Below are 21,834 nucleotides of genomic sequence, written 5' to 3'. Positions count from 1 at the left end.
GGGTTCTCTCCGTTCGGGTTCAGGCCGTCCAGGCTCAGCAGCCATGACGTGCCGGACTGCGGGGCGGCGAGTAGCTGCCGACGGTCGCCGGCGGCAGCGCCCCTCCCCCGGGCCCGCGGGCCGCACCGTCGTCAGGTCGCCGCTGCGCCCGCGATCGCCGCGAGCAACGTGGAAGGCGTTCAGAGCGTCGCGAGGCCCAGCACCAGCGGAGCCACCGCGACGAGCATGATGGCGGCCGGCGCACCGACGCCCTTCGTGTCGCCCGCACGCAGGTGCGTGATCACGGCACCCAGGAAGTACAGGACGACACCGATCGCCGCCGCGATGCCCAACGGGCGGTAGACGATGCCGGCGAGCAGCCCCAGCGCGCCCGCGATCTTGACAAGGCCGAGGGGCAGGAACCAGCTGTCACGTACGCCGATCGCCTTCAGTGGCTCAGTGATCTTCGGGTCGCGGGTGATGTCGCCACGGGCGGACATGAGCAGTACCAGCGACAGCAGGACAGCGACGACGACATAGGCGATGAACATGGAGAGCTCCAGAGAAAGACGGGACGGGCCCGAGCTGCCGCGACCACACTGCGGCATTAATGTACGGGTGCCGATAATGTAAGTGCCTCAACGATCGACGTCAAACGACGATGTTCAGCTTGGTATGGTCGGGTCATGGCTCCACGATCCGGCGGTAGTGCCCTCACCGTCAGCGTTCCCGCCGACACCCCCGGCGCCGATGGCGCGCCCGCATCCGTCGGCCCGGAGTTTCGCCTCTCCCTGCTCCTGGCCCGGCACGGCGGCAGCACCGACGCCCGCATCCGTGAGGCACTCACGACCTCCGGGGTCACTCCCCGCCACGCCATCGTTCTGATGCACCTTGACGACGGTCAGGTCAGCCAGCGTGACCTCGGCACCCGGCTCGGTGTCGACCCCAGCGTTCTGGTCACTCTCCTCAACGCCCTGGAGGATCGCGACCTGGTACGCCGGCGCCGGGATCCGGCCGATCGACGCCGCCATATCGTCGAGATCACCGAAGCGGGCGCGGCTGCCGCTACCGTTCTCGACGCCGCCATCGGCCGTGTCGAGGACGAACTCTTCGCCGACCTCACGGCACGGGAACGCGACACCCTGCTCTCGCTGCTCGCCCGTGTCCGCACCACTCACCCCGGCGCCTGCGGCGGCGAGGCGGACACAGACCTCTGAGCTCTGCAGGCCACACCGGGCATGCTCGGACGCGGCACTCGGGCTACCCGGCGAGGAAGGTCTGCGGAGCCTGCTCGCCGGCGTCTGCGGGCCCGGACTGATCCCCACCGTGCCCCGTCACCGCTGCCGCACCGGTGCGCCTGGCTCCCCGCTGATAGCCGGTGGCGCGCAGCATGGCGCGGTACATCTGCCGCGGTGCGGGCGGATCGGGCAGCGGCTGGGCGGACTGCGCGGCGCAGGCCTGCAGCAGGTAGCCGACGAACCGGCGCCACGCCTCGGGGGCGGCATCCCCGATCGAGGTGAGCACGCCGGCGTTGGCCATCAGGAACATCGGCATGTCCTCGGTGACGAAGTCGGCACGCAGCCGGCCGGCGGCTTTCGCACGCTCGATCAGCGTGGTGAAGTCGCCGAAAGCCCGGTCACGCGAGGCCTCGAACTGCTTGGCTGTGGGAAACGTCATGGTGAGCACGGTGGTGAAGCCGCGGTCGCCGGCCTGCATGGAGCAGATCTTCTCGACGTAGACGCAGAACCCGTGCCACGGGTCCGGGTCCGCCAGGGCCTGGCGAGCGGCGTCGGCGTAGGCGCGCATCTTGACCTCGAAGGCGGCGGCGACCAGGTCGGCGCGGGTGGGATAACGGCGATACAGCGTGCCGACACCGACACCGGCGCGGCGGGCGATGTCCTCCATCGGCACGTCGAGTCCGGATTCGGCGAAGGCCTCGCGGGCGGCGGCGACGATGCGCTGCCGGTTGCGTTCGGCATCGACGCGCAGGCCGGAAGTGCTGGCGCGGGGTGCTGTCGGGGAGCTCATAGCTGAAGAGTACGTACAAGTGGAAGTGCCCGTCCACTTGTCTGCTACGCTCGGTGCAGCAACTGGAAAGCACACTCCACTTCTTGCTGGGAGATTCGAGATGAAGGCAGTAGTCGTTAGCGAGCACGGCGCCAAGGTCGAGGTCACCGACGTCGCGAAGCCCGAGCCGGCCGCCGGCGAGGTCCTCGTCAAGGTGCAGGCGTCGTCGATCAACGGCTTCGACCTGTCGGTCGCCGGCGGTCACGTGGTCGGCATGATGGAGCACCGCTACCCCGTCGTTCTGGGCAAGGACTTCGCCGGCACCGTCGAGGCGGTCGGTGAGGGCGTCACCCGATTCGCGGCCGGCGACACGGTCTTCGGCGTGGTCACCAAGGCCTACCTGGGCGACGGCGGCTTCGGCGAGTACGTGACCGTCCCGGAAGCCGTCGGCCTGGCCAAGCTTCCCGAAGGCGTCGACATCAACGCCGCCGGCGCGCTGGGCCTGGCCGGCACCGCCGCCGTCGACGCGCTCACCGCGGCCGCCCCGCAGTCGGGCGAGACCGTGCTGGTCAGCGGCGCCACCGGCGGTGTCGGCGCAATCGTCCTGCAGTACGCGGTGGCCGCCGGCGCGACGGTGATCGCCACCGCCAAGCCCGGTGCGGAGGAGGACTTCGTGCGCGGCCTCGGCGCCCACCAGGTCGTCGACCACACCGGCGACGTGCCCGCCCAGGTGCGTGCGGCCAGCCCCGACGGCGTCGATGTCATCGTGCACCTCGCCGGTGACGCCGCCGCCCTGGTGCACCTGCTGACCGAGAAGGGCCGCGTCGCGAGCACCATGGGCTTCGGCGCCGACCAGCACCCGGCGGCCACGTTCGTGTACGCCAACCCGGCCGAGGCCACCCTGGACCGTCTCGCCGGTGACCTCGCCGCCGGCCGCCTCACCGTGCCGGTCGGCAAGACCTACACCTTGACCGAGGTCCCCGCCGCGTTCGGTGACTTCGCCGGCGGCACCCTCGGCAAGATCGGTATCACGGTCTCCTGACCCCCGCTCGCTGGCGCTGCACGCCCGCCCGGCCCTCGACGCCCGGCGGGCGCGGCGCCCACCGTCAACCGGACGGCGTTCGATGTCCGGCTCCCTGACACCGCACTTCCAGCCGTACGAAAACAGGAGAATCAAACATGTCTGTCCTCGTCTTCGGTGCTACCGGCAAGCTCGGCCGCCTGCTGCTGCCAGAACTGCAGAAGCGTGGCACCGCCGCCGCCGACATCACCGCGGCCGGCCGCAAGCAGGAGGTCCTCGACGGCTTGGCCGCCGAGGGCTACCGCACCGTGCAGGTGGAGCTCGGCGACGCCGAGCAGGTGCGTGCGGCTGTCACCGGTCACGACCGGGTAGTGCTCATCTCCGGCGGCGAACCCACCCGCCTGCAGCAGCACCGACACGTCATCGACGCCGCCAAGGCCGCCGGCGTGGGACACCTCTACTACACCAGCGGGCTGCGCGTCGACGACCCGACCTTCCTGCTCGGCGCCGACCACAAGGCCACCGAGGACGCCATCGAAGCCTCCGGGATCACCTACACGATCCTGCGCAACGGCTGGTACATCGAGAACTACATCCAGGCCATGCAGGGCGCGGCGCAGACCGGGGTCTTCGCCGCCGCCGTCGGTGACGGGCGCGTCGCCCCGGCCGGGCGGCAGGACTTCGCCGAGGCCCTGGCCGCCGCCGTCACCGGCGACGATCACGACAACCGCACCTACGACCTCAGCGGCGACCGCGACTACACCTATGCCGAGCTCGCCGCGGCCATGAGTGAGGTGCTCGGCAAGCCGGTCACCTATCAGGCGGTTCCCGCCAAGCAGTACCACGCGATGCTGACCGGCGCCGGCCTGGACGAGGGCACCGCCGGGTTCCTGGTCGCCCTCGACGCCAGCATGGGCGCGGGCATCATGGCGTACACCGGCGACGACCTGTCCCGCCTGACCGGCCACCCCACCATGTCCCTGGTCGAGGGCCTGCGGCAGGGCTGACCCGGGCAACTATGCCGACGCGGGATGAGCTCGTGGTCGAGGCCCGTCCCGCGTCGCCGCTCACTCGGACGGACCGTCGCCCGCCGCCGCGTTGCGGCGCAACAGCGCCAACGTCACCTCGTCCGGGGTGGCCGGATCGGGCAGCGGGCTGGCGGCCTCGGCGGCGAAGGCCTGGATCAGGTACGCGACCAGGCGCCGCCAGGTGTCCTGGGCGGCCTCGGTGGTCGCGGCGAGGACCCCGCTGTTCGCCATCAACACCATGATCATGTCCTGGTGGACGAAGTCTGCCCGCAACCGCCCGGTGGCCTTGGCCTTGTCGATCAGCTCGGACAGCCGGGCCACCGCACGGTCGCGCTCCGCCTCGAACGCAGTCGCCGACGGGAAGGCGACGGTGAGCACGTCGGTGAAGCCACGGTCGGCGGCCTGCATCGCGCAGACCCGCTCGACGCAGGTCCGGAAGCCGTGCCACGGGTCCGGGTCGTCCAGAGCCTCGTCGATGATCTGCGTGTACATGCGCATCTTGTCGGCGAACACCGCCGTGACCAGGTCGTCCTTGGTCGGGAAGCGGCGGAACAAGGTGGCGATACCGACGCCGGCGCGGCGGGCCACGGCGGCCATCGGCGCCTGCAGCCCCTGCTCGGCGAAGACGTCGCGGGCCGCGGCCAAGACCAGGTTGCGGTTGCGTTCGGCGTCGACCCGCAAGTCGCGGTCGCCGTCCGCGGCGGTCTTCGTTCGGGGCATCCCAGCAGCTTAACGGCGCAAGCGGAAGAGCCACTCCACGGCGGTGTGACGTGATCCATCCGACAGCATACGTTAAGTGGAAGCACTACTCCACTTATGCGCTACCATGATGACGGCAAGTGGAGCGCAAGCTCCACTTGCCGTCGGATGAACGGTTCGCCCGAAGTCAACAGACCTCCCCTACCCCTCGACACACAAGGACTGACCCCATGAACGTCACCGTCTTCGGCGCCACCGGTGCCATCGGCCAGATCGTCGTCGCCGAACTGCTCACCTCCCGGCACACGGTCACCGCCTACGCCCGCAACGCCGCCAAGGTCCCCGCGTCGTGGCCCGCCGACGTCCGCGTGGTCGTCGGCGAGATCACCGACGCGGGCGCCATCGACACCGCGGTGGCCGGCGCCGACGCGGTGATCTCCGCCCTGGGCCCCAGCATGGACAAGAAGGCCACCGGCCTGCCCTTGGTCGACGGCACCAAGCTGATCATCGAGGCCATGCACCGGCACGGCGTCAAGCGCTTCATCGGCAACGGCACGCCCAGCGTCACCGACAAGCGCGACAAGGGCACCCTGCAGCAGAAGTTCGTCGGGTTCATGGGCCGCACCATGCTGCCGCGGGCCTACCAGGAACTGCTCGGCATGTCCGACCTCATCATGAACAGCGGCATCGACTGGACCATCGTCCGGTTCATCGCCCCCAAGGACGGCCCCGCCAAGGGCGTCATGCGCCACGGCTTCTTCGGCACCGACAAGATCGGCTTCGGCGTCACCCGCGCCGACATCGCCGCCTTCACCGCCGCCCAGCTCACCGACAACCGCTACCACAACGCCGCCCCGGCGATCAGCAACTGAAGCAGGACGAACCTGGCCCGCTTCCGGAGGGATGCGGGCGAGCCAGGTGTTCCAGATGCTGCCCGAAGGTAGGTGCAAGCCCCTGCTGCGATCACCGGCGAGCGGGCGAACGTCCTGGCCATGGTTGCGGCCTACCGCGGCGGGGTGGCCGGACCAATCTGATCGCTCTGTTGCGGGGGTACGGCCGGACGGATCGGATCGCTGTTCGCGGTGGGAAGCAACGGCGTGTTCCTGCGCCGGTTCCCGGGCAGGGCGAGCCGCATCGCGTTGATGCACCCGTTGCGGGCCGTGTCGATCTTTTCGCGCGGGTAGCGGACCTCAAGATTCATCGCGTCATCGCCCTGCAGAGCCGGTTGTCGCCATGCCTCCTTCATCTGCCCACCGGCTTGGATCTTGGCGGCCCGGACCAGCGCGGCATACTTCTCGGCCACCCTGGGGCACTCGATTTCCAGCAGTGCTTGGTGATTGGCGAGTTCGGACTGGATCTCACTGATCTCTTCGGTGAGCTTGTGCCGTGCCTCGTCGTCGTCGCGGCGTCGACGTACCCGGTACGGCAGTTCGGCGTACCGTTCAACGACCCCGATCGCGGCTGCGAACGCAGCGGCACGCCGCTCCCGCCGCGCCGCGCGCTGGTTGAACCAGTAGGTGACGGCCGCCGCGATGACGAGGCCGATCAACGCGATCAGCGGGACCAGGATGGTAGCGGTCTGCGCTGCCGTCCAGCCCGGATCAGCGGCTGCGCTGACGAGCACCGTGCACCGTCCTTCCCCGTGACGCGGCGGGTTGCGGCAGCCCGTGTGGGCTGTCCTGGACCAGCCAGACCTTGAAGCGCCGCCAGTAGTTTTCCAGGAAAAGGTGCTGGCGGGTCAGTTCGATGAGCTCCAGCAGCCCTTTGTCGGCGGTCCAGCGCCGATCCGGTGGATCCCACGGCGTCCACAGGCACAGGCTGCCGTCCGGCTGGCGGTGCTTGGAACTCGCGCCCGGCTTGGCGAACACCCGCGGATACTCGCTGGGTGCCAGCCCGTAGGTGTCGTAGGGCGGCTCGGCGTAGAACTGGATCTCGACGTCCACCGGATCGCGGTCGCCCACCACGTCGAGGCCGTCGACGAAGTAGCTCAACGTCTGGGTGTCCTCGCGGTGCCGCAGCCTGGCTGGGCCGTACCGGTGCCGCAGGGCGGGCCCCAGCCGGCGACGCGCGTCGCGTTCCAGCGGAGCCCACCAGGCGGCATCGGTCGCGTACCAGCCGGTCACCGTGACGCCCACGCCCGCACCGGCGTACGGGCGGCGACCAACGTGGCGCTGGCCGGTCCGAGGACAACACCGGCCTGCTCCACCATCTGCGCGTCCTCGGTGCTGTCGGCGATCACGCCCGGCAGCACCGAGTGCAGTGCGTGCTGCGCCAGTGCCGGCCGACCGGCTTCCTCGTGCCCGATGGCTTCCGCGACCTTGTCCCGGGCTTCCCGCAGCCGCTGGGCGGCCCCCTCGCGGGTCATTCCCTTCGGCAGTTTGATGGTGCCGGCGACACCGGCCGGATCATCGGTGAGCCCGGCGTCGATCTCGTCCGCCGCGTACTCGAAGAACACGTACAAGGCATCCAGGAGGGTGCGCGGCTTGTCGGCGATACAGCCGAGCGCCAGCGCCTTGATGTTCCACGAGCACAGCGGGTTGCCGTGGTGCTGCCGCCAGTGCTTGAGCAGCCGGACCGTGCGGGCGAAGACGTTGTCGGTGGCGTCGCTGGCCGCCAGCACCAGTTCGGTGTGGCGTTCCGGGTGGGCCCGGTCCCAGCCTGCGTCGGTACGGGTGTTCGGGATCAGCAGGCCGGTGCCGCTGGGGTGGTCCAGTGCGAGGATGACGTCCGCGGTGAAGTCGATCTGCCCGGGCGTCACCGGCGCGCCGAACCGGACGAGCACCGCGCGTTTCTGCCCCTTGATGGTGACCACCAGGTTGGGGAACTCGTCGCCGAGGTCGGCCTTGATCGCCTCTCGGGCTGATTCCATCAACGCCAGCGGACCATCGCCGTCCGGTCCGTATCCCTCTTCCTGCACGACGACGCCGCAGTCGACATCGGTGAGCGGAGTGTTCGCGTCCCCGTGGGCGACAGATCCGTTGATGAACGCCCGGGCCCCCGGGAACTTCTTCAGCAACGCATTGATCAGCAGGGTGCGCCGGCGGCGGGCTTCGTGCAGCTCTTCGAGCGTGACCTCAAGGTTGCGGCGGCCCTCGTCGAGTTGCTCTTGCAGTGACATAGGTGTTCCCGTTCTCCGCGCTGGACAGTGCGGTGGTGCGGCGCCCGGCGGGTGCCGGAGGTCCACGGTGGTCCTCACCCCTGTTTGACGACGCATCGCGGAGATCGTCCACAAACCCGCTGCCGGGTACGTCAGCGGCAGTCGACGCAGGTCGTGCCGCCGCCGGGGAATCGCCCGGGCGCCCACTTGAGGAAGCACCGGTCGCATCGGCGCTCCCGGTCGTGAATGCACTGGCAGTGCCCGGACGGGCAGCGCGGCTCACCGCAGGTCGGGCACACGTCGACGACCGGGAACGTCTCGTCGCAGACCCCGCAGTCGGCCGATCTCGGCACCCGCGGCGCGGCCGGCCCTCGGTTCGGAGAGAACATCGTCCATGGGGCGTGATGCTCGACCAGCACGGCGACGAGATAGCCGTCGCACCAGGCGGCCTGCCCGTACAGCGGGCCGCTGTCGTGGGTGCGGTACCGGATCGTGGTGGCGTCGACGGTCACCGCCAGACCGTCAGCCCGGCCTGGATCCTGCAGAGCCGCGGCGACCAGCGCCGTGCGGGACTGGTCACTGCCCCGCGCCGGCGGATAGACGCCGTGACCGGCCGCGAACGAGACGACCCCTGCCGCGTCGTACAGCACCACCGCGCCTGAGCTGAGCAGATGTTCCGCCGCCCGGACCACGCACGCGGCTCGCGACGCGGTGGACGCCTCATACAGCCGCACGATGTCACCAGCTGACGGTGTCCCGCCGGCGAAGCAGCCAGCCACCAAGTCGTCCGGAAGCAGGACCCGGGCGGCGAAGCCGTCACAGGCGGCGTCCGTGGCCTCGTCGTCGAAGCCGAGCGACGTGGTGGCCAGACCGATGTCGTTGATCTGCAGATGGTGGCCCAACTCGTGCAGCACGGTGAACTGACGCCGCCGATGCGACGCGGACCGGGCCACGCACAGCGCCGGAGGATGCATCAGGTCGTCGTAGCTGCCCGCCACCGAGCAACCGCCGACCCCGGACTGCTCGTCCACCAGGCGGACCTGGATCTCCGGCCAACCGGTCAACTCGGTCAGCGCGTCGGCGTGAAGATGCTCGATGACACCGGGGCGCTGGCGGTCCAGCACCCGTAGCATCGCCTGCACCTGCCCGGCCACCGCCGGTGACCGGTCACGCCCCACCGGACACGTCCTCGACGTCGTGGTCGGCAAGCCAATGGTCGATCCGGCTGGTCCAGTCCGGTGCGCCGGTCCCGCCGGTCTGCCGGTAACCGAGCGCGGACACGCTGGTCCCGATCTGCAGCCGGACAGTGTCCTCCGCCCGGCGTAGTTGGGCGGCCCAGGATCGCCACACGGTGCGCCACCGCGGCTGCTCCAGCTCGACGGCCAACTCGGCGGGCAGCCCGTTCACCGATGTCAGCACGTCGCCGAGGGGCGAGCCGAACAGCCGGGCGAGGATCGCGGCCTGCTCCTCGGTCACCGTCGCCTTGCCTTTGACGATCTTCACCGCGGTGGGCAGCGGCACGCCGAGCGCCGAGACCACCGCAGGCAGCCCGACTCGGGCCGCCGCCGCAGCCACATCCAGGGCGGCGGTTGTGCGGACCGGGACCAGCGGGGCCTCAGCCAAGGTTTGCAGCATGTCCTGCAGGTCGGCGCGCACCTCGGCGTCGGGCCCATACGGCACAGCCGATAGGCCACGGCGCGTATCCGGCGGCGGCGACGATCCCGGGCTGGCACACCACGTCGTCACGTCGGCGTCCCAGATGTCGACCACCCGGCTCAACACGCCGGTCGGCAGCCGAGCAGCTAGCCCCGCCCACGCCGTCACGTCCACCGGGAACGTGGTGCGTTGCGGGCCGAGCACCAGGCTGTCCTCGTCCTGCCCGGTCGGATCGACCGACACCGGAACCGCTCGCCAATGCCGCTCATCGGCCGGACCCAGCAGCAACACCAACAGCGACACCTCCGCCCACTGGGCACGGCGGACCTGCCCGGCCACCGGATCGATGCCGTCCGGGTCGCCGAACCGCTGTCGGAGACCGTCGGTGGTCAGCGCCGGTGGTACGCGCAGGGAGCCGGCCAGCACCCGCAGCGACTCAGGCAAGTCCGTCACGACGTCCTCCCTTCCGCGTTCGCCGGGCTCTTACTGGTATTCGACGGCCCATCGCCGTCGTCGTCCACCCTCGCGGACACGTCGACCTCCGCCTGGCACACCGCGAGCACGTCCAGCACCACCTGCTCCTCGTCGTCGAACGCTCCGGCGAGTTCCCGCACGAGGCTGCGCACCCGCTCGATGTGCTGGTACGCCCGGGTGCGTCCGCACCCCCACTCCTTCTGCACCTGCCGCGCGGCCTCCGCCGACCCGAGGTCCGCGAGCAGCCGCAGCACGTGACGATCTTGCCCGGCCAGTTGCCGCACCACCACGCCAGCACCCTCCGCGGCCGCGGAGGCATCCTGCCGCGCCTGCCAGACATCGGCGGGCAACGGCCGAGAGTCGGCGACCTGCTCGCTCGCCTCATCCAGCACGCCCGGCGGGGACGCCGGCGTGGACAAGGTGGCGGGGAACCGTCGCACGACGACCTCGACGAGCTGCTGCTCGCTCACGCTGCCCGCGGCGGCCACCATCACCGCCCGCAAAACCGCGGACAAGTCTCCCGCCGCGGCGATCGGTGCGCGGCGGGAGTCACTCGTCCACCGCACGGCTGCGGCGCGCACCGTCCACGCCGCCGCCACCAGCTCGTCCAGGCTGCCACCCCACGGTGGCTGCTGCGTGCCGGCCAGCCGCCACCGGCCGGCGCCTGTCTGATCGGCGGGCACCTTGGCGAATTCATCGTGAGCGCTCAGGTGCTTGACCAGAGTCCTGCTCACCGATCCACGGTCGGTGTCGCGGAACTTGTCGATGAGCCAGCGCTCCACAATTGTGTGTAGCTGCCGCTCCACGGATGCGTCGTCGCCGCCCTGACCTACGAACGCGGCGACGGTCCGTTCCCAACGATCAGCGACGAAATCGTGGGTGACCACGGCGCTGAGGTCAGAGTCCGCCCGCTGCGCCCAGTACGCGCCAGGACGACGCCGCACCTGCACACCGACCACCCGGTGCACCAAAGCCAGGAACGGCTCAACAGCACCGACCTCAAGATCCTCCAGGATGGAGATGCCGACCTCCTCCGGTCCGGGCTCCGACATCGTCAACCGATCCATCAACAACGATCGGCGACCTCAATAACGAGCAACACGACAACAGGTGACGGGTACTCAACGCAATTCGGCAATGGCGAACACACGTCGAAGCACTCCGGCATGACGTGCCCCAGAACACCGGAGGCACCACCAGCCGACAGACGCGCGTGTGGCCTCTCGCGACCGTCGGTGATCGGCACTACGAGGCGCTACAACCCGACGTCTGCCAGGGGGTTGGCCTGCCAGCGGTCGACGTCGTCGATGTAGCCGAGCAGCGTGGCCGAGCCATCTTTCCAGCCGCCGGCACGGGCGATGCGCAACGGGTCGGCACCGGTGCGGTAGGTCTCGGTGGCGAATCCGCGCCGCAGGGAGTGCCCTGACCACGCGGCCTTCGGATCCAGGCCGGCGGCGGTGGCGGTGCGGGCCACGATCTGGGCGACGGCCTGGCCGGTGAGCCGGCCGTCGCTGCTGCCGCGGCCCGTGGGCGTGCGGCCGAGCCCGCCGTGCCGGTCGATGCGCACGAACAGCGGACCTGAGCTGCGGTCGTGGTCGGCGAGGGCGGCCAGCCATGTCTGGGCGGTGCGCACCGGGCAGGTCACCGAGTGCGCGCCGTAGGGCAGGGCCGCGGTACGGCCGTGGGAGTCCCGGTCGGTCTTGGAGGTCCGGACCTCGACCTGCACGCCTTCGGCGGTGAAGATCAGGTCAGCGATGTCGAGGGCGGCCAGTTCGCTGCGCCGGGCGCCTAGCGCGAAACCAAGTATCAGCAGCGCGGTGTCGCGGATCCCGACCAGGCTGTTGCGGTCCAAAGCGTCGGTCATGGCGCGCAGCGCGGCGATGGTGACTGGGGCGGCCTTACGGATCCGTACCCCTGCGCCCGTGCTGGCCCGGTCCCGGCGGTAGCTGCGCAGCACCTGCCGCGGCCCATCCGTGCGTAAACCGCCGGCGCCGGCGGCCCGGTGTGCGGCGGTGATCGCGGCGAGCGCGCGTTCGATGGTGGCCGGGGCACGGCCGAGGTCGGCCAGGGCGCTGACGTACTCGGTGACGATCACGTGCAGATCGCCGTGCCGCTTGAGCAGGTGCTGCATCCCGTCCGCGAGTCGTTCGTCGTCAGTGAGCACCGTCGCGGCGAGCAGCTTGCGGTCGGCGCTCCAGGCGAGAAACCGGCGCAGGTCGCCGGTGTAGGCGCGGCGGGTGCTCTCCGGCATGGCCCGGCGCAGCCGGTCGCGGGTACTCGCCGACAACTCCACCGCACCGGCTCCGGAGTCGTCCGGGAGCACCGGGACGTGAGGATCGCTTGTGTCTGGCTTGCCGGGGTTCTCAATCACGGTAAGGAACGTTATCGGGAATGAGCCGGGCTAGCCCCGCCTCCGCTCCTACGTCAGCCATCCGCGCACCCAAAACCCGCCGGCTTGCCAGATAGCCAGAGCCGTCCGCCAGATTCACGGAGCCTTCGCCAGTTACGCAGAGCCTTCGCCAGATACGCAGAGCCTTCGCCAGATACGCGGAGCCAGGACAACCGGTGCGCCCCGGGCGCTACTTACGCTGCCACGCCGTTACAACATAGCAGTCATTATGGTGCGTTCAACGTTATGTCCATTTTCCTATTACTGGATTGTCAATATTAGTAATCCGATAATTAGGTCGGCGTAGAAGTCGGCCACGACGACGTCCCCGTCCCGGGCGATGCTTCGTGGAGTGCACGCCCCGAACTCGAACCAGCAATCACCGCCCCGGCTGGGGAGACCGAAGACTGCCGATCACGGGCCTGGAGAGACCAGCCCTGTCTCGTAGGCCACCACGACTGCCTGGGCGCGGTCCCGCAGGTTCAGCTTCATGAAGATGCGGGCGACATGGGTTTTCACGGTGGCTTCGCTGAGGGTGAGTTCTCGGGCGAGTTCCGTGTTGGACAGGCCGCGGCCCATCAGGGCGAGGACCTCCAGCTCGCGGGGCGTCAGTGCGGCGAGTTCCGGGTGCGTCGATGACGACACCGGGCAGTCAGGGGCGAAGCGTTCGACCAACCGCCGGGTGATGGACGGTGCCAGAAGGGCATCGCCCGTGTTGACCAGGCGCACGGCGGCGGCGAGGTGTTGCGGGGTGACGTCCTTGAGCAGGAAGCCACTGGCGCCGAGTCGTAGCGCCGTGTAGACGTACCGGTCGAGGTCGAAGGTCGTCAGCATGATGACGCGGCAACCGGGGACGTGTTCGAGGGTCAGCCGGGCCGCCTCGAGACCGTCCATGACGGGCATGCGGATGTCCATGAGGACCACGTCGGGTTTCAGACGGCGGGCTGCCTCCACCGCCTCGGCGCCGTTGGCGGCCTCACCGACGACCTCGATGCCGCGCACGGTCAGGATCAGGCGGAAACCCGCGCGGACCAGGGCCTGGTCATCGGTGATGAGGACGCGCGGTTCGGCGGCGGTCATGGCGCCTGCAGGGGGATGCGGGCGCGTACCCGGTAGCCGCCGCCGAGGCGCCGGCGGGCGTCCAGGTGGCCACCGTAGACGGCGACGCGTTCGCGGAGCCCGAGCAGGCCCCGGCCCGTACCGTCGCCCTGGTCGGTGGACGGTGGCCGGGAGTCGCCGGAAAGCACGCTCGGGCCGCCGTTGAGCACCTCCACCCGCAGCGAGCGCTCCGCGTATCGGATGGAGACCTCGGCCTTGTCCCGGTTGCCGTGTTTGAGGGCGTTGGTGAGGGCCTCCTGCACGATGCGGTACGCGGTGGCGTCGATGCCGGTCGGCAGCGGGCGCTGCTCACCCGAGAAGCGCACCTCGACAGGCAGACCGGCGAAGGAGATCCGGTCGATCAGGCTGCTGAGCCTGGTGAGGCTGGGCTGCGGTTCGAGCTCGTCGCCGTCGGCCGACGGGGCGAGCAGACCGAGCAGGTGCCGCAACTCGGTCATCGTGTCCCGGCCCGCGTGCTCGATGGCCAGCAGCGCCTTGGCGGACTCGCCGGGCATCGTGGCGAGCGCGTCGCGGGCGGCGCCGGCTTGCACCACCATGAGACTGACGTTGTGGCTGACGATGTCGTGCAGCTCGTGCGCGATACGCGCCCGCTCGACGTGCACGGCACTGCGGGCGGCGCTCTGCCGCTCCCGTTCGAGCAGCCAGCTGCGCTCTTCGATGGTCGCGCGGTGACGCCGCCGCGACCGGGACAGCGCCGCGCCGAGCCAGCCGGCGGCGAGAGAGGCCACGGCCAGGCTCAGCACCAGCCAGACGGTACCGGACATCCACACCACGTCAGCTTCGCAGAATTCCGTACGGCGAGCGTCATCCCGCATGTCCAGTGACATACATCTGTGGGCTGATGCATGGCGGCGGCGGCCCCCACAGACTTTCCGGCATGACCGAAGACCAGAATGTCGTACGCCTTGAGGACGTCCGCAAGGAATACGGCGGCACGACCGCGCTGGACGGCGTGAACCTTCAGATCCGTGCCGGGGAGGCGGTCGCTGTGATGGGCCCGTCCGGGTGCGGGAAGTCGACCCTGCTCAACATGGTCGCCGCGCTGGACCGCCCCACCTCCGGCACGGTCGTCGTGCAGGGCGAGGACCTGGGAGAACTGAACGAGACTCGGCGCGCGTTGTTCCGTCGGCACCGCATCGGCATGGTGTTCCAGTTCTTCAACCTGCTCGACGACCTGCCCGCGCTCGACAACGTCGCGCTTGCCGCGCAACTGGTCGGCGCCCCCGCCAAGCAGGCGCGCGCCCGGGCGCTCGAGCTGCTCGACGAACTCGGCGTGGCCGATCGCCGCGACGTCTACCCGGCCGCGCTCAGCGGCGGTGAACGGCAACGGGTCGCGGTGGCCCGCGCGCTGATGAACCGGCCGGCCCTGCTGCTCGCCGACGAGCCGACCGGTGCACTCGACAGCCGCTCCGGCGAGCAGGTCATGGACCTGCTGCTCGACCTCAACCAGATCGGTCAGACCCTGCTGATCGTGACGCATGATCAGCGCCTCGCGGCCCGCTGCGCGAGCCGCGTCGTCGAGCTCGCGGACGGCCGGGTGCTGCGCGAACGTGCCCTGGAACGTACGGCGTGAGCGCGGTGTGGCGTGCGGCGCGCGCGGCAGTACGGCGACGTCGGCTGCAGACCGCCGTCATCGGGATCGTCGTCGGCCTCTCCTGCGTGCTGATCGTAGTGGCGCTCGCGCTTCTGGCCGCCGCGTCCGGCCCGTTCGACCAGGCCTATGCCCAGCAGCGGGGTGCCCACCTGGTCGCCTCCTTCGACAGTGGCAAGGCAACGGACACCGCGCTCGCCGACTCGACCCACCGGTCCGGTGTGTCGGCTGCCGCCGGTCCGTTCGATCAAGCCGCCGTCGAGGTGACGTTCGCGCCCGACCCCAGGGCACCCTCGACTGCCTCGCAGCCTCCTCCGCTGGTGATGACCGTCGTGGGACGCGACCAGCCCGACACCGCGGTGGACGAGCTTCATGTCTGGCAGGGCCGCTGGGCCGTCCGCTCCGGCGAGATCGTCATCAATGTGGAGCCCACCGCTGACGTACCTATGACGCTCGGCGACACGGCGACGCTGGGCGACGGCCGTACGGTGAAGGTCGTGGGTCTTGCCTACACGGTGAGCCAGTCGGCGCAGGCCTGGGTCACTTCCGGCGAGATGGCGACCCTGCACCCGACCACCAAACAGATGCTCTACCGGTTCACCGCCGCGGCTACCGACGCAGAGATCAGCGCCGGCCAGGCGGCTGTGACGGCCGGGATGCCGGCGGGCGCTCTGCTCGGCACCCAGTCCTATCTCACGCTCCGGTTCAACGCGGAACTGACCGCGGGAGTCTTCCTCCCGTTCCTGATGATCTTCGGCTGTTTCGGTCTCGTCGTCGCCGTCCTCATCGTCGCGAACGTGATCAGCGGGGCCGTCGTGGCCGGGCTACGGCACATCGGCGTGCTGAAGGCCCTCGGATTCACGCCGAACCAGGTGATGGCCGTCTACCTGACCATGGTGCTGCTGCCCACGGTCGCCGCCGCCGTCCTCGGCACGATCCTCGGCAACGTTCTGGCCGTCACCGTGCTCTCCGGTGCCTTCTTCGAAAGCTACGGCGCCGGCGCGTTCCACGTGGCGCCCTGGGTCACCATCACTGCCCTGTTCGGGGTGCCGGTCCTTGTCGGTCTGACCGCTCTGCTGTCCAGCGTCCGAGCGCGGCGCCTGTCGGCAGTCGAGGCGATCAGCGCGGGAAGCGCACCGAGGCCCGGCCGGGGCCTGCGCGTCCAGCGTTGGCTCGGCGGTACCCGCCTGCCCCGGGCGGTCAGCCTCGGCGTCGGCCTTCCGCTGGCCCGGCCGGCCCGCAGCGCGCTCACCGCGGCCACCGTCCTGCTCGGCGTGGCCGGTGTGACCGTCGCGATCGGGCTGTCCAGCTCGGTGACCGCCTACGTGGACGCGGACACCCGCGCCGACGCCGTCCACCTGGATGTGCGCCCGGCGAAAGGCGGGCCGACACTGAGCGACCAGGCCGATGAGTCGATGCTTCGCGCCCTGCCCGGTGCCGAGCGCGTGGTGGCGAGCAAAGAGCTGACCATGCGGCAGATCGGCGGTACGGAGCCCACCCAGGTACGGTTCTACCGCGGTTCCGACGCCGGCTTCGAAATGCCGAAAGGGCGCTGGCCGGCCGCCGCGGGCGAGGTGGCGGTCTCCCCGCGCTTTTTGACGCAGAGCCGGCTCGCCCTCGGCGACACCTTCACGCTCGAGAGGGACGGCAAGCAACTGCCCGTACGCATCGTCGGCGAGGTCCTGATGGGCGCTGCCGAACCGGTGCTGTCCCATTGGGCGACGCTGACCCGGATCGCGCCCGACAGCCGAGCCGACAGCTACGAGGTGAAGCTCGCCACCGGAGCCGACGTCTCCGCCTACGTTGCCGGCGTGAAGGCCGGCGACCCCGGTCTCATCGCCGAACCGGCTTCCGCACCGTCGGTCATCGTCGCCGTCTATTCCACCATCACGCTGCTCACCCTGCTGCTGGGTGCGGTCGCCGCGCTCGGTGTCTTCAACACGGTCGTGCTCAACGCCCGTGAACGCCGAAGGGACCTGGGAACGCTCAAGTCGATCGGCATGACACCCCGCCAAGTAGTCCTCATGATGGTCACGTCGATGGCCGCACTGGGCTTGGCGGGTGGCCTCGTGGGCATCCCGATCGGCATCGTGTTCCAGCGGTACGCCATGCACGCCATAGCGCACGCCGCCCAGATCGTCATCCCCGACCACATGCTCGACGTCTACTCCGCGCCGATCGTGGTCCTGCTCATCCTGGCGGGCGCCGTGATCGCGGCAGTGGGCGCCCTGTTCGCCTCGCGCTCGGCGTCCCGGCTCACCATCGCGGATGCCCTCCGCACCGAGTGATCGACCAGGCGGCGACCGACTTCCCCTTTTCGGTCCCGGCCGCACACCGTCAGCAATGGCCCATCAGCGGCGATGGATCGCGGGCTGCGGCTAGGATGCCCACCCACCGGGAGGTTCTGCGTGACCGACACCGCCACACCGCTACGCCGGCCCATGTACGCGGCTGGTGTCGCCACCGCTGCGGCCGCGCTGGGTCTGCTGGCCTTCGCCGCCGATTTCGTCGACGGGGCCGGTGGCCGGGTGCTGATCGCGCTGACGTCCAGCGGGTTCGCCTGGGGGCTGGCCGCGATCCTGGCCGGCCGGTCGGCGGACACCGCCCGGCTGGCCGCCGTCGGCGCCGCCGCCCTGCTGATCGGGGCCACCACGCTGTATTACCTGCTGATCGCGGTGGTCAGCCGCCGGTGGAGCGGCGGCTACTTGCAGGACGGCAGCTCCGCCGGTCTGTCCGGCCTGCGCTCGGTCGCCGTGATGGCCGCCGTCTGGCTGGCCGGGTCGATCCTCGGCGGGCCACTGCTCGGACTTCTCGGCCACGCGATCCGGGCTGCTTCCGTACGCGTCGCGGCCCTCGCCGCCGGCGTCGGGTGCGGGCTGCTGTCCGCCGAGGGCTGGTACGCGGCGACGTGGACACCGCCCGGGAGTCCGCTCACTTTCGACGTTCCGTCTTTCAGCCCGTTCGCGTTGGGGCAGAACATCCAGATCGTTCTGCCCCTGGCCGTGCTCGCCTGGCTGACCGTGGTTCACCGGCTCGGCCGGGCCTGGCCCTCGCTGCTCGGCGCCACGGCCGTCACCGCGGCGACCGGTGCCCTGCTGTGGCACGTACTGGAGGTTGTCGAACTTCGCCTGGCCTGAGCCGGACGCCGACCCGGCCCCCACCAGATAAGCCCTAGGTGCGCAGGAATAACAAGACGGCCAGGACGCGGCGGCTTTCGCTGCCGGTGGCGGGCAGGCCCAGTTTGCCGAAGATGCTGGACACGTATTTCTCCACCGCCCGCAGGGTGATCACCAGGCGGTCCGCGATGCCCTGGTTGGAGGTGCCCGCGGCCATCAGCTCGAGCACCTCGCGTTCGCGTGGGGTGAGCCGGGCGAGCGGGTCGTCGTGACGGCGCCGGCCGAGCAGCGTCGAGACGATGGTGGGGTCGATCGCCGAGCCACCGGCCGCGACGCGGCGCACCGCCGCGATGAAGTCGGGCACGTCGCTGATCCGGTCCTTGAGCAGGTAGCCCACCCGGTCGGCCGAGTCGGCCAGCAGTTTCATGGCCAGCCCCACCTCGACGTACTGGGACAGCACGACAACGGCCAGCCCGGGATGCTCGGCCCGCAGTTCGATGGCCGCGCGCAGGCCCTCGTCGGTGTGCGTGGGCGGCAGCCGGATGTCCACGATGACCACGTCGGGGACGCGGACGCGTAGTTCGGAGCGCAGTTGGACGGCGTCGCCGCACCGGGCCACGACGTCGAACCCGGCGTCGGTGAGCAGCCGCGCGATGCCCTCCCGGAGCAGGACACTGTCCTCGGCGATGGCTACCCGCACGGCAACTCCGCCCGCAGCTCGGTGCCGCCGCCGGCCGGTGTCCACAATCGCAGGCATCCGCCGAGGGCCTCGACCCGGTCGGCCAGGCCGCGCAGGCCGGTGCCCCGCTCGGTGTCCGCGCCGCCGCACCCGTCGTCGACCACCTCGATGGCCATGGTGCCGTTGCGCTGCGACACCGCCACCGTGGCGGCCGTGGCCCGCGCGTGCTTGCCGACGTTGGTCAGGCTTTCGCACACCACGTAGTACGCCGCGACCTCGATCGCCTCGTCGACCCGCCCGGGCAGGTCCACGGACAGCCGGACCGGCACCGGGGCCCGCGCGGCCAGCGACTCCAGCGCCACCGCGAGCCCGTGCGCGCTGACCACCGCCGGGTGCAGGCCGCGGGCGAGGTCACGCAGCTCGGTCAGCGAGACCGCGATCTCGCCGCGGGCCTCGATCAGCAGCGCCGCCGCCTCCGGGTCGTCGCCCAGCCGGGTCTGCAGCACGCCGAGGTTGAGCGACAGCGCGACCAGCCGCTGCTGCGCGCCGTCGTGCAAGTCCCGTTCGAGTCGCTGCCGCTCACGCCGGCCGGCTTCCAGCACCCGCGCCCGCGAGCCGCGCAACTCTTCCACGCTGGCTCGCAGCTGGGCCTGCAACCGGCCGCTGCGCAGCGCGATGCACGCCGCCGCGCGTACCGCGTCGAGCAGGGCCGCCTCGTCGCGCAGGGCGGGGTCGTGGATCAGGGCGGCCATCGGCTCGCCGTCGTCGTCGATCAGGCTGACCCTGTCCGGGTCGTCGGGCAGCGTCACCGGACGCCCGTCGGGCCCGGCCCACACACCGAAGCGCGGTAGCCAGTACAGCAGCACCAGGGACGGGTCCCGCAGAGCGTGGGCCAGCGGGGTCCGCACGTCCGCGGGCTCACCGCGCAGCGCCACGACCAGGTCACCGACGGAGCTGCGGGCGAGCCGGGCCTGCAGCAGGCCGGCCAGGAAGGCGACCGGGGCGACCCCCAGCAGGATGAGGCTGATCCGCTGGACCGCCGGGAAGGCGGGGCCGCCGAACGCGCCCACGACCATCAGCGCGGCGATCATCACCAGGCCCAGCGCGAACGAGTCGACCAGCAGGGTCAGCGACCGGCGCAGGTGCCGTCCGTGGGTGCGGCGCCGGGTGAACAGCAGGGCCACGCCGCCCAGCGCGACGGCGCTCACGGTGGTCAGCACCACGTTGTGCAGCACGACGGCCGGGCCGGGTGCTTCCACGACGGTCAGCAAATGTGGGGGGAGACCGCCGAGCATCATGACGACGAGCTGACCGGGGACGGCGGCCAGGTAGCCCACGCCGATCAGGAGTTTCTCGGCCCGGCCGTGCAACCGCCCGGTCGGGAAGCTCACGAACACGTGCACGATCAGCACCAGCGGCACCAGGTCGGCGGCCTGGCCGACGGTCTGCAGGATGCCCTGCTCGGCCCGCCCGGTCGCGCTCACCAGGCCACCCACGCCGGTGAGCAGCAGCAGCGGGCCGAGCCGGTTGGCCGGCCGGCACCACCACGCGACGAGTCCGCTGACCGAGTACGTCACGGTCAGCCAGCTCAGGATGGCCGCGTTCACCGGGGACAGGCCGTTGGCCAGGCTCAGCGACACGGCGCCGGCCAGACCGAGCAGCAGCGCTGTCCCGATCGTGAGGAGCAGAAGTGGAGACGGACGGGCCGGCATCGGCACCCCCTGCAGTCGCCGCTCACGCTACGCCGACCGGGCCGTACCTTCCATAGCTGCGGCACCATACCCTCCACACCAGAAAACCGCCCCCTGGAACGGCCAGTTCACCGCCTTACCGGGCCGGTCGGCGGCTGCGAGCGTGGACCGCATGACAGCAACCGCAGTTCGCATCCTCGCCGCCGGCATCGCCCTGGCCGTGGCCGCACCCACAGCGGCAAACGCGACCCCGGCGCGCCCGCACCGGTTGCAGGCCGCGCTCGACGCGCTGGTGACCGCCGGGGCCCCGGGCGCCGTCCTGCTGGACCGGCACGGTTCCCGGACCGCCCGGCTCAGCAGTGGCCACGCCGACCTCGCGACGCAACGCCCGATGCGCGCCACCGACCGGTTCCGGGCGGCCAGCCAGATGAAGAGCTTCACCGCGACCGTCGTCCTGCAACTGGCCGAGGAGGGACGGCTGCGGCTGGACGACCCGGTCGACCGGCTGCTGCCCGGGGTGATCCCGCACGGCTACGGCCGCGGGGTCACCGTGCGGCACCTGCTGCAGATGAACAGCGGGCTCTTCGACTTCAACTCCGACCCGCGGGTGATCGCGCCCTACCTGGCCGGCGACCTCGGTCACGTGTGGACACCCCAGCAACTGCTGGACATCGCCTTCGAGCACGAGCCGCTGTTCGCACCGGGATCGGCCTTCAACTACTCCGACACCAACTACTTCCTGGCCGCGTACGTGGTGGAGGCCGTCACCGGGCGCACGTTCGACCGCGAGCTGCGCCACCGCATCCTGCGGCCGCTGGGCCTGCGCCACACCGACCTGCCGGTGACCACCGCGATCTGGGGACCACACGCGCACGGCTACTTCGTCATGGGCGACCCGCCGGCCGAGGTGGACCTCGCCTACATGTACCCGTGGGCGTGGGCAGCCGGCGGCCTGACCACCAACGCCGACGACTCGGCCACCTTCTACCGGGCGTTGTTCACCGGGCGGCTGCTCGGCCCGTCGATGATGCGCGAGCTGCGCCGCACCATCGCGGTCACCGACAGCGACCTGCCCAGCCGGTCCGGTCTGGGGGTGCAGCGCTGGACGCCGTGCGGGGTCGCCTGGGGGCACAGCGGCAACGTCGGCGGATACGTGGTCTACACGTGGATCAGCCCCGACGCCCGGCACGAGACCGTCCTGATGATGAACGAGGACCCGCAGACGGTGGGCGACGCCGCGAACGCGGCCTACTACGCCCTGCTCGACCGTTCCTTCTGCGAGAGGTGA

Annotated in this window: 22 protein-coding genes; 8 read left to right on the top strand and 14 right to left on the bottom strand. The window is 70.7% G+C overall.

What is annotated here, in order from left to right:
• Positions 1 to 179 precede the first annotated feature (179 nt).
• Positions 180 to 530 (bottom strand): DoxX family protein, encoded by a 351-nt coding sequence (locus HJC40_RS23775; protein ID WP_250003603.1) that lies wholly within the window; start codon positions 528 to 530, stop codon positions 180 to 182.
• A 135-nt stretch (positions 531 to 665) separates the two neighbouring features.
• On the opposite strand from HJC40_RS23775, the gene HJC40_RS23770 reads away from it, so the two are divergent.
• Complete coding sequence (locus HJC40_RS23770; RefSeq protein WP_250003602.1) at positions 666 to 1,196, top strand: MarR family winged helix-turn-helix transcriptional regulator; 531 nt, start codon at positions 666 to 668, stop codon at positions 1,194 to 1,196.
• Between the two features lie 43 nt (positions 1,197 to 1,239).
• Here the strand turns inward: HJC40_RS23770 and HJC40_RS23765 are convergent, their stop codons facing one another.
• Positions 1,240 to 2,007: a TetR/AcrR family transcriptional regulator gene (locus HJC40_RS23765; RefSeq protein ID WP_250003601.1), complete on the bottom strand. Its 768-nt coding sequence runs from the start codon at positions 2,005 to 2,007 to the stop codon at positions 1,240 to 1,242.
• 100 nt (positions 2,008 to 2,107) lie between these two features.
• On the opposite strand from HJC40_RS23765, the gene HJC40_RS23760 reads away from it, so the two are divergent.
• Both HJC40_RS23760 and HJC40_RS23755 read left to right on the top strand, forming a co-directional pair.
• Positions 2,108 to 3,028 carry an NADP-dependent oxidoreductase gene (locus tag HJC40_RS23760; protein WP_250003600.1) on the top strand — a complete coding sequence of 307 codons (921 nt, stop codon included), beginning with the start codon at positions 2,108 to 2,110 and terminating at the stop codon, positions 3,026 to 3,028.
• 137 nt (positions 3,029 to 3,165) lie between these two features.
• Complete coding sequence (locus HJC40_RS23755; protein ID WP_250003599.1) at positions 3,166 to 4,014, top strand: SDR family oxidoreductase; 849 nt, start codon at positions 3,166 to 3,168, stop codon at positions 4,012 to 4,014.
• Between the two features lie 60 nt (positions 4,015 to 4,074).
• Here the strand turns inward: HJC40_RS23755 and HJC40_RS23750 are convergent, their stop codons facing one another.
• Complete coding sequence (locus HJC40_RS23750; protein ID WP_250003598.1) at positions 4,075 to 4,755, bottom strand: TetR/AcrR family transcriptional regulator; 681 nt, start codon at positions 4,753 to 4,755, stop codon at positions 4,075 to 4,077.
• Between the two features lie 209 nt (positions 4,756 to 4,964).
• On the opposite strand from HJC40_RS23750, the gene HJC40_RS23745 reads away from it, so the two are divergent.
• On the top strand, positions 4,965 to 5,606 hold the full coding sequence (locus tag HJC40_RS23745) for an NAD(P)-dependent oxidoreductase (protein WP_250003597.1): 642 nt from the start codon (positions 4,965 to 4,967) through the stop codon (positions 5,604 to 5,606).
• A 131-nt stretch (positions 5,607 to 5,737) separates the two neighbouring features.
• Here the strand turns inward: HJC40_RS23745 and HJC40_RS23740 are convergent, their stop codons facing one another.
• The 9 genes from HJC40_RS23740 to HJC40_RS23700 form a co-directional block, all read right to left on the bottom strand.
• Complete coding sequence (locus HJC40_RS23740) at positions 5,738 to 6,358, bottom strand: hypothetical protein (RefSeq protein WP_250003596.1); 621 nt, start codon at positions 6,356 to 6,358, stop codon at positions 5,738 to 5,740.
• The gene (locus HJC40_RS23735) at positions 6,336 to 6,869 is read right to left on the bottom strand and encodes a hypothetical protein (RefSeq protein WP_250003595.1); all 534 of its coding nucleotides are present in this window, start codon (positions 6,867 to 6,869) and stop codon (positions 6,336 to 6,338) included. Before HJC40_RS23735 ends, HJC40_RS23740 begins: the two co-directional genes overlap by 23 nt.
• Positions 6,854 to 7,852 (bottom strand): hypothetical protein, encoded by a 999-nt coding sequence (locus tag HJC40_RS23730; RefSeq protein WP_250003594.1) that lies wholly within the window; start codon positions 7,850 to 7,852, stop codon positions 6,854 to 6,856. Before HJC40_RS23730 ends, HJC40_RS23735 begins: the two co-directional genes overlap by 16 nt.
• Positions 7,853 to 7,983: 131 nt before the next feature.
• Positions 7,984 to 9,009 (bottom strand): ImmA/IrrE family metallo-endopeptidase, encoded by a 1,026-nt coding sequence (locus tag HJC40_RS23725; RefSeq protein ID WP_250003593.1) that lies wholly within the window; start codon positions 9,007 to 9,009, stop codon positions 7,984 to 7,986.
• The gene (locus tag HJC40_RS23720; RefSeq protein WP_250003592.1) at positions 8,999 to 9,940 is read right to left on the bottom strand and encodes a hypothetical protein; all 942 of its coding nucleotides are present in this window, start codon (positions 9,938 to 9,940) and stop codon (positions 8,999 to 9,001) included. Before HJC40_RS23720 ends, HJC40_RS23725 begins: the two co-directional genes overlap by 11 nt.
• Positions 9,937 to 11,028 carry a hypothetical protein gene (locus HJC40_RS23715; RefSeq protein ID WP_250003591.1) on the bottom strand — a complete coding sequence of 364 codons (1,092 nt, stop codon included), beginning with the start codon at positions 11,026 to 11,028 and terminating at the stop codon, positions 9,937 to 9,939. The genes HJC40_RS23720 and HJC40_RS23715 overlap by 4 nt, the downstream gene beginning before the upstream one ends.
• A gap of 188 nt (positions 11,029 to 11,216) precedes the next feature.
• Entirely contained in the window at positions 11,217 to 12,332 is a 1,116-nt protein-coding gene (locus HJC40_RS46205) for a site-specific integrase (RefSeq protein WP_250003590.1), read from the bottom strand.
• A gap of 432 nt (positions 12,333 to 12,764) precedes the next feature.
• The gene (locus HJC40_RS23705) at positions 12,765 to 13,430 is read right to left on the bottom strand and encodes a response regulator transcription factor (protein WP_250003589.1); all 666 of its coding nucleotides are present in this window, start codon (positions 13,428 to 13,430) and stop codon (positions 12,765 to 12,767) included.
• A complete protein-coding gene (locus HJC40_RS23700; RefSeq protein ID WP_250003588.1) occupies positions 13,427 to 14,233 on the bottom strand; it encodes a sensor histidine kinase in 807 nt (268 codons plus the stop codon). The genes HJC40_RS23705 and HJC40_RS23700 overlap by 4 nt, the downstream gene beginning before the upstream one ends.
• Positions 14,234 to 14,346: 113 nt before the next feature.
• On the opposite strand from HJC40_RS23700, the gene HJC40_RS23695 reads away from it, so the two are divergent.
• The 3 genes from HJC40_RS23695 to HJC40_RS23685 all read left to right on the top strand — a co-directional run bounded on the left by HJC40_RS23695 (position 14,347) and on the right by HJC40_RS23685 (position 18,197).
• Complete coding sequence (locus tag HJC40_RS23695) at positions 14,347 to 15,042, top strand: ABC transporter ATP-binding protein (RefSeq protein ID WP_250003883.1); 696 nt, start codon at positions 14,347 to 14,349, stop codon at positions 15,040 to 15,042.
• A gap of 86 nt (positions 15,043 to 15,128) precedes the next feature.
• A complete protein-coding gene (locus tag HJC40_RS23690) occupies positions 15,129 to 17,348 on the top strand; it encodes an ABC transporter permease (protein ID WP_250003587.1) in 2,220 nt (739 codons plus the stop codon).
• A gap of 120 nt (positions 17,349 to 17,468) precedes the next feature.
• On the top strand, positions 17,469 to 18,197 hold the full coding sequence (locus tag HJC40_RS23685) for a hypothetical protein (RefSeq protein WP_250003586.1): 729 nt from the start codon (positions 17,469 to 17,471) through the stop codon (positions 18,195 to 18,197).
• A gap of 34 nt (positions 18,198 to 18,231) precedes the next feature.
• Here the strand turns inward: HJC40_RS23685 and HJC40_RS23680 are convergent, their stop codons facing one another.
• Both HJC40_RS23680 and HJC40_RS23675 read right to left on the bottom strand, forming a co-directional pair.
• Positions 18,232 to 18,876 (bottom strand): response regulator transcription factor, encoded by a 645-nt coding sequence (locus HJC40_RS23680; RefSeq protein WP_250003585.1) that lies wholly within the window; start codon positions 18,874 to 18,876, stop codon positions 18,232 to 18,234.
• Complete coding sequence (locus HJC40_RS23675; protein ID WP_250003584.1) at positions 18,867 to 20,567, bottom strand: histidine kinase; 1,701 nt, start codon at positions 20,565 to 20,567, stop codon at positions 18,867 to 18,869. Before HJC40_RS23675 ends, HJC40_RS23680 begins: the two co-directional genes overlap by 10 nt.
• Before the next feature lie 151 nt (positions 20,568 to 20,718).
• Here HJC40_RS23675 and HJC40_RS23670 point away from each other — a divergent pair, with 151 nt between their 5' ends.
• The gene (locus HJC40_RS23670; protein WP_250003583.1) at positions 20,719 to 21,834 is read left to right on the top strand and encodes a serine hydrolase; all 1,116 of its coding nucleotides are present in this window, start codon (positions 20,719 to 20,721) and stop codon (positions 21,832 to 21,834) included.

It is taken from the genome of Actinoplanes sp. M2I2 (genome assembly GCF_023544445.1).
Lineage (GTDB): Bacteria > Actinomycetota > Actinomycetes > Mycobacteriales > Micromonosporaceae > Actinoplanes.
The sequence above is the reverse complement of the archived record's forward strand: the minus strand, read 5'-3'. Positions and strand labels throughout refer to the sequence as shown.